Source organism: Bradyrhizobium sp. AUGA SZCCT0222 (assembly GCF_018130205.1).
GTDB lineage: Bacteria > Pseudomonadota > Alphaproteobacteria > Rhizobiales > Xanthobacteraceae > Bradyrhizobium.
In genome coordinates, this window is the sequence record NZ_JAFCLX010000017.1 from 134,483 (window position 1) to 149,346 (window position 14,864).

Annotated in this window: 16 protein-coding genes; 7 read left to right on the forward strand and 9 right to left on the reverse strand. The window is 62.6% G+C overall.

The annotated features are described in order from the left end of the window. Window positions 1-25: 25 nt before the first annotated feature. The 4 genes from JQ629_RS17465 to fliL are packed head-to-tail and all read right to left on the reverse strand — an operon-like array spanning window position 26 to window position 2,979. On the reverse strand, window positions 26-832 hold the full coding sequence (locus JQ629_RS17465; protein ID WP_212413709.1) for a MotE family protein: 807 nt from the start codon (window positions 830-832) through the stop codon (window positions 26-28). Further along, entirely contained in the window at window positions 829-1,272 is a 444-nt protein-coding gene (locus JQ629_RS17470; RefSeq protein WP_212413710.1) for a DUF6468 domain-containing protein, read from the reverse strand. The genes JQ629_RS17465 and JQ629_RS17470 overlap by 4 nt, the downstream gene beginning before the upstream one ends. Beyond that, window positions 1,269-2,468 carry a flagellar motor switch protein FliM gene (fliM, locus tag JQ629_RS17475; protein ID WP_212264286.1) on the reverse strand — a complete coding sequence of 400 codons (1,200 nt, stop codon included), beginning with the start codon at window positions 2,466-2,468 and terminating at the stop codon, window positions 1,269-1,271. The genes JQ629_RS17470 and fliM overlap by 4 nt, the downstream gene beginning before the upstream one ends. Window positions 2,469-2,487: 19 nt before the next feature. Continuing rightward, on the reverse strand, window positions 2,488-2,979 hold the full coding sequence (gene fliL / locus JQ629_RS17480) for a flagellar basal body-associated protein FliL (protein ID WP_212413711.1): 492 nt from the start codon (window positions 2,977-2,979) through the stop codon (window positions 2,488-2,490). A 375-nt stretch (window positions 2,980-3,354) separates the two neighbouring features. On the opposite strand from fliL, the gene flgF reads away from it, so the two are divergent. From flgF to flgH, 4 genes are read left to right on the forward strand one after another with little or no spacing between them, the layout of a single operon-like run. Then, window positions 3,355-4,119 carry a flagellar basal-body rod protein FlgF gene (gene flgF / locus JQ629_RS17485; RefSeq protein ID WP_212264284.1) on the forward strand — a complete coding sequence of 255 codons (765 nt, stop codon included), beginning with the start codon at window positions 3,355-3,357 and terminating at the stop codon, window positions 4,117-4,119. Between the two features lie 17 nt (window positions 4,120-4,136). Then, window positions 4,137-4,925: a flagellar basal-body rod protein FlgG gene (gene flgG / locus JQ629_RS17490; protein WP_192740248.1), complete on the forward strand. Its 789-nt coding sequence runs from the start codon at window positions 4,137-4,139 to the stop codon at window positions 4,923-4,925. Window positions 4,926-4,934: 9 nt separating this feature from the next. Continuing rightward, on the forward strand, window positions 4,935-6,011 hold the full coding sequence (gene flgA, locus JQ629_RS17495; protein WP_212413712.1) for a flagellar basal body P-ring formation chaperone FlgA: 1,077 nt from the start codon (window positions 4,935-4,937) through the stop codon (window positions 6,009-6,011). 5 nt (window positions 6,012-6,016) lie between these two features. Then, window positions 6,017-6,769, forward strand: a complete 753-nt coding sequence (gene flgH / locus JQ629_RS17500) for a flagellar basal body L-ring protein FlgH (RefSeq protein WP_212264282.1) — start codon at window positions 6,017-6,019, stop codon at window positions 6,767-6,769. 126 nt (window positions 6,770-6,895) lie between these two features. Here the strand turns inward: flgH and JQ629_RS17505 are convergent, their stop codons facing one another. After that, a complete protein-coding gene (locus JQ629_RS17505) occupies window positions 6,896-7,951 on the reverse strand; it encodes a sensor domain-containing diguanylate cyclase (protein ID WP_249135112.1) in 1,056 nt (351 codons plus the stop codon). Between the two features lie 243 nt (window positions 7,952-8,194). Between JQ629_RS17505 and JQ629_RS37750 the strand changes: the two genes are divergently transcribed. The 3 genes from JQ629_RS37750 to JQ629_RS17520 all read left to right on the forward strand — a co-directional run bounded on the left by JQ629_RS37750 (window position 8,195) and on the right by JQ629_RS17520 (window position 10,257). Next, on the forward strand, window positions 8,195-8,881 hold the full coding sequence (locus tag JQ629_RS37750) for a hypothetical protein (protein ID WP_312010929.1): 687 nt from the start codon (window positions 8,195-8,197) through the stop codon (window positions 8,879-8,881). 176 nt (window positions 8,882-9,057) lie between these two features. Then, window positions 9,058-9,363, forward strand: coding sequence for a hypothetical protein (locus tag JQ629_RS17515; RefSeq protein ID WP_212413713.1), 306 nt, complete (start codon window positions 9,058-9,060; stop codon window positions 9,361-9,363). Window positions 9,364-9,501: 138 nt separating this feature from the next. Beyond that, the gene (locus JQ629_RS17520; protein ID WP_212413714.1) at window positions 9,502-10,257 is read left to right on the forward strand and encodes a carbonic anhydrase; all 756 of its coding nucleotides are present in this window, start codon (window positions 9,502-9,504) and stop codon (window positions 10,255-10,257) included. A gap of 605 nt (window positions 10,258-10,862) precedes the next feature. On the opposite strand, the gene JQ629_RS17525 is transcribed toward JQ629_RS17520, so the two are convergent. The 4 genes from JQ629_RS17525 to JQ629_RS17540 all read right to left on the reverse strand — a co-directional run bounded on the left by JQ629_RS17525 (window position 10,863) and on the right by JQ629_RS17540 (window position 14,415). Then, a complete protein-coding gene (locus JQ629_RS17525) occupies window positions 10,863-11,093 on the reverse strand; it encodes a hypothetical protein (RefSeq protein WP_212413715.1) in 231 nt (76 codons plus the stop codon). A 112-nt stretch (window positions 11,094-11,205) separates the two neighbouring features. Continuing rightward, window positions 11,206-12,240: a D-alanine--D-alanine ligase family protein gene (locus JQ629_RS17530; RefSeq protein ID WP_212264278.1), complete on the reverse strand. Its 1,035-nt coding sequence runs from the start codon at window positions 12,238-12,240 to the stop codon at window positions 11,206-11,208. After that, entirely contained in the window at window positions 12,237-13,271 is a 1,035-nt protein-coding gene (locus JQ629_RS17535) for a putative zinc-binding metallopeptidase (protein ID WP_249135114.1), read from the reverse strand. The genes JQ629_RS17530 and JQ629_RS17535 overlap by 4 nt, the downstream gene beginning before the upstream one ends. 142 nt (window positions 13,272-13,413) lie before the next feature. Next, on the reverse strand, window positions 13,414-14,415 hold the full coding sequence (locus JQ629_RS17540) for a Bug family tripartite tricarboxylate transporter substrate binding protein (RefSeq protein WP_212413716.1): 1,002 nt from the start codon (window positions 14,413-14,415) through the stop codon (window positions 13,414-13,416). Between the last annotated feature and the right edge of the window lie 449 nt (window positions 14,416-14,864).

Consider the following 14,864-nt stretch of genomic DNA (forward strand, 5'->3'; position numbering starts at 1 on the left):
CTTAAGGTATTGTTAAATATCCCCGTCAATTGGGCTTTTGCGGCAGCATCTTGCCTTCAATTTTCGGCAATTCGGCCGTCGAGGCGGATTTGTCGGGTCCGGCGCGACGCGCCAGTTCCACGGTCAGCCGCTCGGCCGCCTCCGGCTGCATCAGGCCGAGAATATCGGACATCTTGCGCGGCGCGATCTGGGAAGCGATTTCGTACAGAACGGACATTTCGAGCCGGTCGAACACTTTGGCGGCGTCCTTTGGCTTCATGCCCTCATACATCGTGATGATGCCCTTGAAGCGCGCGGCATCGGTTTCGGTTTTTTGCCCGGTCGCGGTCGTGATCCGCGCCTCGGTGGCCTTCATCTCCTCGACCCGCCCCTCGATGCGTTTCTCGGCCGATTTCAACAGGCTCTCGCGGATCTCGATCTCTCGCGCGCGCTGCTCCAGTTCCTGCCGCCGCGCCTGCAGCCGCTCGAGAATGGCGCGCTCCGACGGCGATACCGACTGCTGGTTGGGTTCAGGAAAGATCACCGTGCCGCTTTGTTGCGGCTGCGGATCGGCGGCAGCGGGGGCCGCCGGCTTCGGCGCCTCCTCCTTGGGCTTGGGCACCGAGCCGGTGATGTCGTCGGGTTCAGGCTTGGAGGCGATCTTGGAGGGGACCCTGGAGCCGCCGCCCGGGAAATTGAACGTATCCTGCGCCCACGACTTCCTGGCCGGCTGCGGCTGATAGTCGAATACGTAACCTCCGTCGATGACGAGGCCGGCCACCTTCAGCACCGCAAGGCCGAAGACGGCGACCAGCACCACCGGAATGACGCGTATGTCGCGAAACGATTTCATGCAGCGAGGCCACTAGTCCTTCGGCGTTCCGAGAATGCTTCCGCGGCAGCCGCGACTGCTCTTGCGCTCGAGACCTTGGGAGCGGCGGCTTGTTCCGGCTCCGACGTCAGCGGCCGCGCTGCAACGGCGATCTTCGAGAGGCGGCGGATGATGCCGTCGCCCTCGGCCAGCATGCCCTTCAGCTGCGTCGACATCTGGGAGGCCGCGGTCAGCTGGCTGCCGAGGTGCTCGTTGACGTCGCGAACGGTATGCTTGAGGCCGCCGATCGCACGCTCGGCGATTTCGGTGGCGGTGATCAGTTCGCCGATCGTGGCCTTGAGCGAATGCTCGTCCGCCTTCAGCCGCTTCAGGCGGGCGTTGAGCAGGACGCAGTAGCCGATCGTCACCAGCAGCAGCACCGCCACCAGACTCTCGATGATAATTCCGAGGGAATGACTCATTGTGCCTCCATCAACTTGGTTTGCTCGTCGGCCTTCTCGAACATCGCGAAGGTGGTATTGGGTTTGCGCAACTGCTTGGTGACGCGGATGGCGACGCGGTCGCCGACCCGGCCCATGCGGCCTTCGGTCAAGACGACGTTGCCGCAGCGGACCGACACCAGCGCGTCCTTTTTCATTTCCAGCGGCAGCGTGTCGCCGACCTTCAGCTTCATCAGCTGCTTGAGCGGCACGTTGGCTTCATACAGCACGGCGTCGACGGAGATCTCGGCTTGCGCCACCTCCGTGGCAAAGTGGCCTTCCCAGATCGGGTCGCGGCCGAACTTTTCGCCCATGAACATCTGCAACAGCACCGGCCGGATCGGCTCGATGGTCGCATAGGGCAGCAGCAGTTCGATATTGCCGCCGCGGTCTTCCATGTCGATGCGCAGCCGCACCAGGATCGCGGCGTTGGCAGGCCGGGAGATCGCGGCGAAGCGCGGATTGGTTTCCAGCCGGTCGATCGAGAAGGTCACCGGCGACAGCGGCCGGAACGCCTGCTCGGCATCGGCCAGCACGACCTCGACCAGCCGCTTGACTAGATTGGTTTCGATCGTGGTGTAGGGGCGGCCTTCGATGCGCAGCGACGTCTGGCCGCGGCGGCCGCCGAGCAGCACGTCGATGATCGAATAGATCAGGCTTGAATCGACGGTCGCGAGGCCGAAGTTTTCCCACTCCTCGGCCTTGAACACGCTGAGCACGGCGGGGAGCGGAATCGAGTTCATGTAGTCGCCGAACCGCACCGAGGTGATGCGGTCGAGCGAGACTTCGACGTTGTCGGAGGTGAAGTTGCGCAAGCTCGTGGTCATCAGCCGCACCAGGCGGTCGAACACGATTTCGAGCATCGGCAGACGCTCGTAGGACACCATCGCGGAATCGATGATGGCGCGGATGCCGGAATTGTCGTCGAGATTGACGTCGCCGACGGTGAAGCCGAGCAGATTGTCGATTTCTTCCTGCGACAGGACCCGTTCGCCGCCGGCCTTGTTGCCGAAATCGCGGCTGCCGTCCTCGACCATCGCGGCCCATTGCAGGGCCATGCTCTCCGAGAGTTCATTGGCCGCAGCTTCTTCCGCCGCCGCCGCAGGATCCTCGGAATCGAGCGAGGCCTCCCATTGGGCGGCAATTGCGTCCTGGTCGAGGTCTTTACCGTTGGCCATGATTATGAGACCTGCTGAGTCACTGGACCAGGATTTCCTTGAACAGCACCGCGCTCACCCGTTGCGGCGCCAGCGCGATATTGACGCGCTTGGTCAGCTCCTCCTTGAGGCGAAACAATCCGGCCGAGCCGTTGATGTCGCTGGGGCGCAGTTCGCGCAGATAGGTCTGGAACAGATCGGTGACGCGCGGCAGCGTCGGCTTGATCGCCTCGAGCTGCTTCTCTTCCTTGACCTCGAGCACGACCTTGACCTTGAGATATTGCACGCGCTCGCCGGGGGCGCCGACCAGGTTGACCATCATGTCCGGCACTTCGACAAAGGACGGCGGCTTCGGCGGCGGCGCCTCGGCATGCTTCTCCTCGCCGTGGCCGCGCATCAGGAAGAACCAGCCCGCGCCGGCGCCAAGGATGGCGACGAACCCGACAGCGGCAATGATCAGCTTGAGCTTGCCCTTTTTGCCCGGGACGGCTTCCGCGCCTTCGGCAGCACCTTCTGCTTCATTGTCCGCCATTGCCCCGCCCGATCCAATTGGGAACGAACACGGTTGCCACCAGCCGGGCCGAGGCCCCAGACGCGATACAAAAGCCGCCAGCGCACACGCGCTCTCTTCAAATGCAACGCTAGGGTAATAATGGTTAACGGAACCTTTCCATTGACCCTCAGCTAGGAAAAAGTTGCCGGGCAAACATGGTCAACAAGACCTTTCTGCCGTCCGTAATCGCCCCGGTAAAACGCCTAACCCCTTTAAAAATCGTCGTTTTCCAAACTGGCACGGCTTTCGCTGAGTACTTGGCGGACCACGGGCTTGGGAGAGCCTGGGCGGTTCGAGAGATCGGCGGGCGGCTTGGGAGAGCAGCACGCGGATCGATGAAGGGGAGAACCACCGATGGAGAATACGCTTCTCGTCGGACTATCGCGGCAGATGGTGCTGGAACGGCAGATGGATGTCGTCGCCAACAACGTCGCCAACGTCAACACCAACGGCTTCAAGGCCGACCGGTCGTTGTTCGAGCAATTTCTGCGCTCGCCCGCGCATGAAGACAATTTCCAGCGCCCCGACCGCCAAGTCGCGTTCGTGCAGGATCGCGCCACCTTCAAGGATTTCGCGGCAGGCAATACCGAAATCACCAAGAACCCGCTCGACGTCTCGATCGACGGCAAGGCCTTCCTTGCGGTGCAGACCGCGGCCGGCGAGCGCTACACCCGCGACGGTGGTCTGCAGATCAACAATCTGGGCCAGTTGGTCACCGCCGGCGGCAATCCCGTGCTCGGCACCTCCGGCCCGATCGTGTTCCAGCCGACCGACAAGGAAATCAACATCGCCGCCGACGGCAGCATCACCGTGGTCGAGGGCACCGGCCGCATCGATTCGGTCCGCGGCAAGCTGCGACTGGTTTCTTTCGCCGACGCCCAGCAGCTCGAGAAGGAAGGCAGCAACCTCTACTCGGCGGGCCAGGGCGTCGTCGCCCAGATCGACACCACTTCAAGGGTTCGTCAGGGCTTCATCGAAAAGTCGAACGTCAATTCGGTGACCGAGATGAGCCGCATGATCGAGATCACGCGCGCCTACACGCAGATTTCGGCCCTGCTGCAGCAGCAGAGCGATCTGCACAAATCCGCAATCGAGAAACTCGCCGAAGTTCCGGCATAACCTGAAAGTTTTGATCGATGCGCGCACTCTACACAGCCTCAACCGGCATGGCGGCACAGGAACTCAACGTTCAGGTGATCTCCAACAACATCGCGAACATGCGCACCACCGGCTACAAGAAGCAGCGCGCCGCGTTCCAGGACCTGATCTACGATCACGTGCGGCGCGTCGGCGCGCAGGCCTCCGACCAGGGCACCATCCTTCCCGTCGGCGTCGACATCGGCGGTGGCGTCAAGACCGTCGGCACGCCGCGCCTGATGAGCCAGGGCACGCTGCTGCCGACCGGCAACGAGCTCGACATCGCGGTCCGCGGCGAAGGCTTCTTCAAGATCCAGATGCCTGACGGCACCTACACCTATACCCGCGACGGCTCGTTCCAGATGGACGCGCAGGGCCGCGTCGTGACCTCGCAGGGCAATCCGGTGCAGCCGACCATCACGATCCCGCAGAGCGCCTCCGGCCTCACCATCAACGCCCAGGGCCAGGTGTCGGTATTGCTGCCGGGATCGACCACGCCGTCGACCGTCGGCCAGATCGGCCTGACCCGCTTCATCAACAAGGCCGGCCTCAACCCGATCGGCGACAATCTGTTCACGGACACCCCGGCTTCCGGTCCGCCGCAGGACGGCATCGCCAACACCGACGGTTTCGGCGACATGCAGCAGTCCAATCTCGAACAGGCCAATGTCGAGGTCGTCACCGAAATCTCCGACCTGATCGCGGCGCAGCGCGCCTACGAGATGAACGCCAAGGTGATCAGCGCCGCCGACCAGATGCTGCAGTCCACCTCCAACATGTTCCGCTGAGGAATTGTCATGATCGCCCGCGCGCTCCTCCTTGCCACCGCACTGCTCGCCGCCTCCGCGACGACAGCGGTCGCGCAGACCCGTGGCGACGTCATCGCCGCACCCGCGCTGCGCGCCAGCGTGACCGTCACGGGCGACCTGGTGCGCATCGGCGACATCATCGACAACGCCGGCAGCGCTGCGCAGATCGCGATCTACCGCGCGCCGGATCTGGGCACCACCGGCTCGCTGCCGGTCGCGCAGGTGCTCAATGCGCTGCGGTCGCATCACGTGATCGGTGTCGACACACGGGACCTGAAGGAAATTTCGGTGACGCGGCTGGCCCGCACGCTCGAGGGCAAGGACATCGAGCAGCAGATCGCGCGCACGCTGGAGCGCAAGAACGGCCTCGGTGAGGCCGCCAGTCTCAATCTCACCTTCGACCGCGATCCCGGCGATGTCAGGCTCGATGCTTCCAACACCGGCGGCATGCAGGCCGCCATCGTGCGCTTCGATCCGCGCAACGGCCGCTTCGACATCACCTTCGAAATATCCAACGACAGCGGCACGGCGCCTATCAAGCTGCGCTTCACCGGCACCGCGATCGAGACCGTCGAGGCCGCGGTGCTGGCGCGCGGCATCGAGCGCAACGAAGTTCTGAAATCCTCCGACGTCGTGGTCGAGCGCCGCCCCAAGGCCGAAGTCGGCGCAGATGCCGCTACGCGCGACCGCGCGGTCGGCATGCAGGCGCGCCGCCAGCTGCGCGCCGGCCAGGCCGTCCGGGTTGCCGATCTCGCCAAGCCGGACCTCGTGCAGCGCGACCAGAACGTCACGCTGGTCTACGATTCCCCCGGACTTTACCTCACCGTGCGCGGCAAGGCGCTCGAGAACGGCACCGAAGGCGACGTCGTCAACGTCATGAACTTGCAATCCAAGCGCACGGTGTCCGGCACCGTGACCGGCCGCGGCCAGGTCTCGATCACGGTCGCCGCGTCCCGTCCTGCGCCGGCCGCCGCCGATACCACCTCCTCGCTCGGCAGCACCGGACAAGCCGCCCCCGTCGCCGTCGCCAAACTCAGTTCGTCAGTCGCTCCAAAAGCCGAGTAATGTAAATGTCAGTCTCCCGTATCAACCGCTTCATTCTCACCGGCGCCTTGCTGGCCGTGGCAGCGTTCGCAAGCGGTTGCTCCTCGATCGACCGCCTCTCCCAGATCGGCGAAAAGCCGAAGCTGACCGAGATCGAGAATCCGACCACGCAGCCCGGCTACAAGCCGGTGCAGATGCCGATGCCCAAGCCCGAGCAGGCCTCCTACAATGCGAACTCGCTGTGGCGGAACGGCTCACGCGCGTTCTTCCGCGACCAGCGCGCCGCGCGCGTCGGCGACATCATGACGGTGACCGTCAACATCACCGACAAGGCCAACATCGCCAACCAGACCCAGCGCAGCCGCTCCAGCAAGGAAGACTCCGGCGTTACCGACTTCCTCGGATCCCAGACGATCACGCAAGCCAACAAGATCCTGCCGGGCAAGATCCTGACGGCGGACTCGACCGCGTCGACCGACGGCAAGGGTTCGGTCAACCGCCAGGAAGCGCTGCAGACCAACGTCGCCGCCGTGGTGACGCAGGTGCTGCCGAACGGCAATCTCGTGGTCGAAGGCAAGCAGGAGATCCGCGTCAACTTCGAAATCCGCGAGCTGATCGTCGCCGGCATCGTGCGCCCGGAAGACATCCAGAGCGACAACACCATCGATTCCTCGAAGATCGCGCAGGCCCGCATCGCCTATGGCGGCCGCGGCCAGATCACCGACGTGCAGCAACCCCGCTATGGCCAGCAGGTAATGGACGTGCTGCTGCCGTTCTAATTCGCAATCCCGAGCTCCCACACCTCGTTGCGAACCTAGGCGCGACGATGTGTTCTAACGCGGCCCTTGTCAGCTCCCCTGACGAGGGCCGCGGTCGTTTTGAGGAAATGACGGAAAGCGCGAACGTCAAGCCGACTTGCGCGCCCGTCGCTTGCGGACCGGCAGGGGCGCTTCGCTCTCGCGCAGATCCCTTGCGCTGGCGAACGCGGCGAGCACTTTGTCGGCCGACACGACGCGGTTGCGGCCGGAATATTTCGCGGCGTAGAGCGCCTGGTCGGCCTGCCCCAGCAGCCAATCCGCGCGCGTATCCTCGCTCGGCACCAGCGTCGCGATGCCGATGCTCAGCGTCACGAACGGCGGCACACAAGGCGCGCCGTGCGGCAGCCGGCCCCGCGCCAGCGCGTCGCGCAGCCGCTCGGCGAGTTTTCGCGCGCCGGCGGAATCGGTCTCGGGCATGATAATGGCGAACTCTTCGCCGCCATAGCGCGCCGAAAGATCGGCCGGGCGAAACGCGTTCTTGCCGATCGCATCCGCCACCGCGCGCAGACACTCGTCGCCTTTTTGATGGCCGTGCAGATCATTGTAGAGCTTGAAATGGTCGACGTCGCACAACAGCAGCGACAGCGGCTTTTTGGTCCGTTGCGCACGCGCCCATTCCATCGCCAGCGCCTGGTCGAACGAACGGCGGTTGGCAAGGCCGGTCAGGCCGTCGCTCGCGGCCAGCGTCTGCAACGCCAGCTCCGCACGCTTCTGATCGGTCATGTCGCGCAGGGTCTCGACGACGGCGATCAACTTGCCGTCCTCGTCGTGGATCGGGCCGGCGTCGATGGCAAGATACAATTGATTGCCGAGCTTCGGCATCACGCACCAGTTTTCGGCGGAAAAGCCGACGCCGTCATCGGGGATGGTGTGCTCGGGATAGAGCTGGCTCAACTTGTCGGGCCGTCCGAGCGCGACCAGATCGGCCAGGCAATAACGCTGCTGCTGATAGAACGCGCGCCAATGGTCAGATGTACCGATGACGTCAGCCGCGACGACGCCGGTCAGGCGCTCACAGGCCCGGTTCCAGATCACGACGCGCCGTTTTGGATTGAGCACGAAGGTCGGGACCACCAAATGCTGCATCAGCCGCACGGCATAGCCCTGTGCGACGTCTGCGCTTGCTTTGGCTCCGGTCTTCAAGTCCTCAACCCTCGCATCGACAACGCTGGAGGCTATGGGTATCAGGCCAGCGATGAATGGAAGCCCGGTTAGGAATCCCAGTTAGTGTCGGGTTAAAAGGGCCATGATTCCCCGGTGCAGTGCGGCAGATTGCCGTGTTTTTCCGGCAAAAAGTTCCATCGAAACGACAAAGTGTTCCACCAGAATGCGATTCGAACTGATATTCCCTCGGTGCCTGACCGGGCCAATTCTCCTGAACCGGACATGACGATGCGCTTGTGCTGGCCGTTCCTTGTTGGCGTTCTCTGTGCGGCAACGCCATCGTTGACCGCGGGCGCGGTGGAACGTGAAGAGCCCGACATCGACATGTACGCGCACATCTCGGGCAAGTGCACCAGGCTCAAGATCGCCGGCAGCGATTTCGGCTGCAAGGCGGTAGCCTATTTCCACGGCCAGCAGGGCCGCGCGCATTTCACGATCGTGCTCGACGATCCCAAGGATGACAGCCACATCATTTCGTTCTCCGGCGAAACCGGCCGCCGCGAGCAGGACAACGTCTATGAACTGCAGGTCGACCGGATGCTGCTGAACTCCAAGGAAAGGCCGAAGGTCGACGGCCTGCCGGTGCCACTGGTTGAATCATCGACCGGCACCTGCCGTCAGATGGGGATCATCGCGACGCGGCAGGTCTCCAGCATCACCTGTGCGGCGACCGCCAGGGATGGCCGGAAATACGAACTGCAATTCGAGTCCGACGGCGAGCCGGTGACGCTGCGCCGGATCAGGCAATCCTCCCTCACCGAGGAGAAGGCGAACGCCAAGAAGGCCGAGCAACTCGAATGCCGGCGCAAGGCCCATCTCGCCAAGGTGCTGCCGCGCGACTGGACCGCTTTTGTCATCCGGTGCCTGGCGGATGACGATCAGAAGCCGGCGACGGCGGAGCAGCGCTGAGGCTATCGGGCGCTGATCCTGCAGATCGTTACCACGCCATTAACCCTTCGTTAACCAAGCCGTCTCATCCTCGAAAGTCCAGGAGAGGATCCAAGGGATTGACCAGGTCGGGTCACCTGGCCGGCGCGCGCAGGCGCTCTCTCTCCTGCCCACTCGTATTGATCACGGCTGCAAACATGATCGCTGAAAGCAATAGCAACATCGCCTGGCACCGGGTTCAGCTCAAGAAGAACCGCGAGGCCGTCAAGGAACTGGAAATCGCCCGCTTCCGTGTTGGCGAGATGACCGGCGCGGCCGGCCATGCGCAACAAAAGGCCCTGGCCCAGCTCAAGCGCAAGATCGCTGAATCCCAGCGATGCATCGCCGCGCACGAGAGACGAACCAAGCGGCCGCTGGCGACCGATCTGCGCAGCCTCGCGCAGGTGAGCTGGGGCAGCTGGGACGCCTACAGCGTATCGCGACAGGCGTCGTCGCGGGCGTAAGGACGTATCTTACGAACTGCCATTTGAGCGCACTTTGCGCGAACCCGCTGGAGTTGCAATCGGCGAGCCCGATTGCATCGCGTCACTCGCAGTGACATAAACGTCGGCATCGCTATCGTCTCCCCAAGGAGAACCGCCATGTGCCGTGTCTGCGATGCCAGCCCTGCCATTGAAGTTCGTGAAACCTCACGCCGCCGCTTTCTTCAATTCACAGGCGGGATCGCCGCAACTCTGGCCTTTGCGCCGGCGGCCTTTGCCAAGGATGCAAAAGCCAAGGATGCAAAACCGCCGCCGAAGCCGCAGAACCAGATGTCGCCGGCCGCCGCCCTCGATCGGTTGATGAAGGGCAATGTGCGTTATGTCGAAGGCACCTCGCGCCGGCATGACTTCAAGATTGAGCGGGAGGCCCTCGTCGGCGGCCAAAATCCCTTTGCCAGCATCCTGAGCTGTGCGGATTCCCGCATCGCGCCGGAATATGCCTTCGACAGCAGCCGGGGCGATCTGTTCGTCTGCCGCGTTGCCGGCAATTTCGCCAATGACGACACGGTCGCGAGCCTGGAATATGGCGTAGCCGTGCTCAACTCGCCGCTGATCCTGGTACTCGGCCACGACAGCTGCGGCGCCGTCGATGCCACGATCAAGTCGCTCAAGGACAACACCACTCTGCCCGGCCACCTGCCGTCGCTGGTCAACGCGCTTGCGCCTGCCGTCAAGGCCAGCGCGGACAAGCCCGGCGACAAGCTCGCGAACGCCATCCGCCAGAATGTCATCGACGTTGTCGCCCGGCTCAAATCGGCGACGCCAATCCTCAGCGCCGCCGCAGCCGAGGGCAAGATCAGGGTTGTCGGTGGTATTTATCGGCTCGACAGCGGCAAGGTCGAATTGGTCGGCTGAACGTCAGGACGGATCAATGATCTGTTTCATTGGGTGGTTTAGCGACCTGTCCCGCCGTAGCTCGAAGAGCGAAGGCGGAGCGAAACCCACCATCTTCGTCTTCAAGCCTGCCGCGCGACAACGTTGTCCAATCGATCCAGGCCGTACTCTTAATCGTCTAATCGTCCCACGTGCGCTCTCCGCACGAGCACTCGAACATGTGGACGATACAGCCGGTGCGCGGGCTCACCATTGTTCGAACCAGCTTCAACCTCTCACCACAAGACGGGCAATTTTTGTCCGTCTCACTCTCCAAAACGGCCACCATCTCAGCCCGAAATAATTCCATGGCCCGCTCCGTACCAACTGGGTTCCGGAAATACACGCTTGGTCCGGGAAATACTAAGGAGATTTTCTTCGGTAGATGACATTCCGCCGGGGCGTTGCCTTTCTGCATCGCGTGTCCTTGGTAGACGAAAGTAGCGTCATCGTGTGGCCGGCTTTACTCGCCTTCGCGACTGGCCGCGTGCTCACGAGTAACGATCAATGTTGCGCTGCGATACGCAGCTTACTTGCGTTGCGGAGTCCGGTATTACTCCGGAGATTGTTCACAGGGTTGATCCGATCTAGTCTGATCCCTGCGATTTGACGCTTTGCTTTACTGAAGACGATTTTTTTCGACTTATCGAATAGCCATAATGATTGACCAGAAAGCCGACAGAATTTTTGTCGGCACCCGTTTCAAGATGAGTAAACTTGGAGTCGCTCGGTGCCCCGAGCTGGCTGACCGGGCTGGCATTGTCATTGAGCTGAGCCCTCGTACCACCGGCATCACCGTGCGGTTCGATGGCGCCCAAAGACCAACTTGCCTGCACAGGGACTTCATATCTCCCGCCTTGGGTTGACGAGCGCAGAACGTCAACTTCCGAGCGTGCACCACCGCTGTGCATGACCGTTTTGCGTTGCCTTTCAGCCGACGGATGCGCCCGCCTTTGCCCGGCTGATTCCGAGGGCCAGAATGCGATTTAGCAGGTCGGGGTAGTCAAGCCCGTCATGCCGGGCAGCTGTAGCGAACTCCTGGCTCTTCGCTATTTCGGGATTGGGATTCGCTTCGATGAAATACGGAGTGCCGTCGGCAGAGAGCCGAAAGTCGATGCGTGCGTATCCATCGAGCTTCAGTGTACGGTAGATGCGTTTCGCGGTTCGCTGAATGCGGGCAGATACCTCCGGCGCAAGGTTCTTGGCCGGCCCGTCTACAATTCCGACGCGTTCCTGGTAACTGGGATCGTGTTTGACCTTTTCGGTGGCAATCTGCCGTGCCCCCTGGCCACCCATGCTGCCGAATTTCAATTCCCAAACCGGCAGAACTCGCAGCCGATTATTGCCGAGCACGGCGACATAGAGCTCACGTCCCTCGATGTACTGCTCGGCGATGGCGGCAGTTCCCATCCGTTCGTGGACGAACGCTACTCTTTCTGCGAGCTTCTCGTCCGTATCGACGATGGATGCTTGCGAGATGCCGAACGATCCATCCTCGTTCAGGCTCTTGACGATCAGCGGCAGCGCAAGACGCGTCGGCCGTTTGACTTTGCGGCGCATCGGAAACACGGCGAAGGCCGGCACCGCGATCCGGCGATGGTGCACCAACGTTTTGGACAGGTCCTTGCCGCGCGCCAGGACCAGGCCGCGCGGGTTACAGCCGGTATACGGGACTTTCATCAGTTCGAGAAAGCTCGCGATGTGCTGGTCATACCCCGACGTATAGTGGAACTCCTCCAGCAATGTGTACACAACATGCGGCTTGAAACTTTCGATCGCGTCCCGGACCGGCTTGATTTCCTCCTGCACGCCGAGCGGGCGCACATCGTGGCCGGCCGCGCGCAAGGTGCTCACGACGTCGAATTCGGTTTTCCATCGGTTGATTTCCTGCGCGGTGTATCCGTCGGTCGAGTCCGGCGGCAAGAAGTCCGGATGCATCAGGACTAGAACGCGCAGGCGTCTCATAGCGCGATCCATTTGCGGCGTGACGGGCCGAACAGCGCGTGCATGGTCTTGGCGGTCAACAGAATGGTGAAGTTGATCACAAGCTTCCGTTCCGAGCCCGGGGCCCGGAGACCGAGTTCGCGGCAGCGGGAGATCATGTCATCGAGAACGGCATCGAGCGTAAGCTGGTTCTCGCCCGTCCATAGCGCGACCAGCTGCCTGACTTGCGCGCGGTGCCGCCTGATGAAGGACGCCGCCGGCTGCGCCCGTCGATGTCGTTGATCGGTGGAGAACAGACGGGATAGGTCGCGGTCATACGTCTTCGGCGGCTCGAAAGCGTAGAACGCCTGCTTCTTCTGGTAATGCTCGCCAAGCGTTTGGCTGAGCCCGGACAGCGGATCGACACGCTCCCGTGATGTAGTCGGCGGCCGCTCGCCTGCAATCTCGCTCATCAGCTCGTCGACATATTCGAGCTTCTTCAGCGCCGGCCAACCGGCATAGCGTGCCCGCCATTTCGACCGCGGTCGCAGCCACACCGCAAAGGTTTCGGCGAAATCCTCGTCCGGATGGCTCTGCGCGTACCAGCGCCGAAGATGCTGGACGTAACGCCGGCTGGCCGGATTGGGCCGGTAGTAGAGCGGATAGTGTTTCGAGGACGGGCCGAACAACTGCTGCCAGCGCCGGCGGCGTTGCAACTGGTAAGCGTGCTGCACGGCATGGCCTGCCTCGTGACGGAGGATGGCCATGCACTCCGACCAGGTACTTCCCTCTACCTCGAGCATCATTTTTTTCTCGAGTTTCATCAGGCGGGGATGGGCAAGATAGAATGGGATGGCAATGCCGGGCACATCTGCCGGACTGAACCATTCGCTCGATATCCACGCGTGCGGCCGCAGCCGTATGCCCCGCGCCTGGAGCTCTTCGTTCAGAGTGCCGAGGCAGTCCTCGAGCCAGGTGCCCTTGATCTTGACCTTCAGGCTGCTGAGACGCTGCTTGAGCAACTGCTCATCCGACAGCTTTTCCCAAGTATATTTCCGAGGTGGCATAGGCATCCAGAGATCATGAAAACGCGGTACCTGGATGGTGTCATAGGATGCTGCTGGCAACAACCGCCTAGTCTTCGCGGCGTGCCGTTCGCGGAGGTCCGAGTAGCGCGTTGGTCATTACCGCTGCTGTCCCCCACCACCAGCCCCCTCACCCCGGCTTGATCCCCGCCGCCTGCATGATCGGCAGCAGCCGCTTTTCCTCGTCGTCGCGGAATTTGCTGATCTCGGCTGATGACGCCGGCCAGGGCGTGGCGCCAAGCTCGGCGTAGCGCTCCTGCAAGGCGCGATCGGCGAGCGCCTTGACGGTGAGCGCACTTACCTGCGCGACAAGATCGGCCTTCATGTTCGCTGGCCCGATCAGCGCGGTCCACGACGTCATCGCATATCCCGGCAGCACCTCGGCCATCGTGGGCACATCAGGAAGTTCGGGAATGCGTTTCAGCGAGGTGACGGCAACCGCCTTGACCTGGCCTGCCCGCACGCTCGGCAACGAGCCGGGCAGATTGTCGAACAACAGATCGACGCGGCCGCCGAGCAGGTCGGTCAACGCCGGCCCGGCGCCACGATAGGGAATGTGGCTGACCTCCACGCCGCCCATGCTGTTCATCATCTCGCCCGACAGATGCAGCGTGGTGCCGAAGCCGGCCGAAGCGTAAGTGTACTTCTTCGGCTCCTTCCTGAACGCGGCCAGCAATTCCCTGATATCCGAGGAGAACAGATCCTTCCTCGCCACCAGGATATTGGGCAATTGCCACATGCCGCCGATGAAGGTGAAATCACCGCGCGGATCATAGGGAAGTTTTGCGTAGCTGCCGATCGCCAGCACGTTGCTGGCGATCCCGCCGAGGCCGAGCGTGTATCCGTCGGGCGGCGATTTCGCCACCGCATCGGCCCCCAGCACGCCGCCCGCGCCGGCCTTGTTCTCGACGACGAAGGTCTGTCCGGACAGGTCGCTCATCTTCTGGCAGATGATCCGCGACAGCGTATCGGTAGCGCCGCCGGCGGGAAAACCGTTGACGTATTTCACCTGCCGCGTCGGCCACGCCTCTTGCGCGAACGCCTCGCGCCTTGCGAGATACGGCGCGGCAATTGAGCCGCCGAGCATGGCCAGCAATTTGCGGCGGTTCACAGGCGTGAGCTGCGGCATCATTTTCCCCTCCCTTGCGCGGGTGCCTGCTTGATTGGTCGGACAAGGCTTGCTGCGCTGCGACAGCGTAGTGCGTCGTTCCCCGGCGTGAAAGAGCCGAGTTGCGCTCTGGCAAGTCAAAAACATGCGGCCTATTGGCCGACGGCCGCGCCCCGCGTAGCCTTGGCGACCTGTCCGCCGTAGCTCAACGAGCGACCTGTCCCGCCGTAGCTCGAAGGGGAAAGGCGGAAGCCGAGGCAAATCACTTCTGGTATTCGGAAGTCGTGTCAAGCCCCGAATTAAAAAATATTTCTGTTTACCAGAATTGAAATCAGGTGCATATATTTGCCCATCCCGTCCTACTCAGAAGGGCGTCGGCCGTCGTCACGGACGTTGGGCGGGTTGCGGTGGACGCTGGTTTACGCCTCGACGACGGCGTGGATAAGCGTACGGCAAAACCGTGTGGTCCTGGC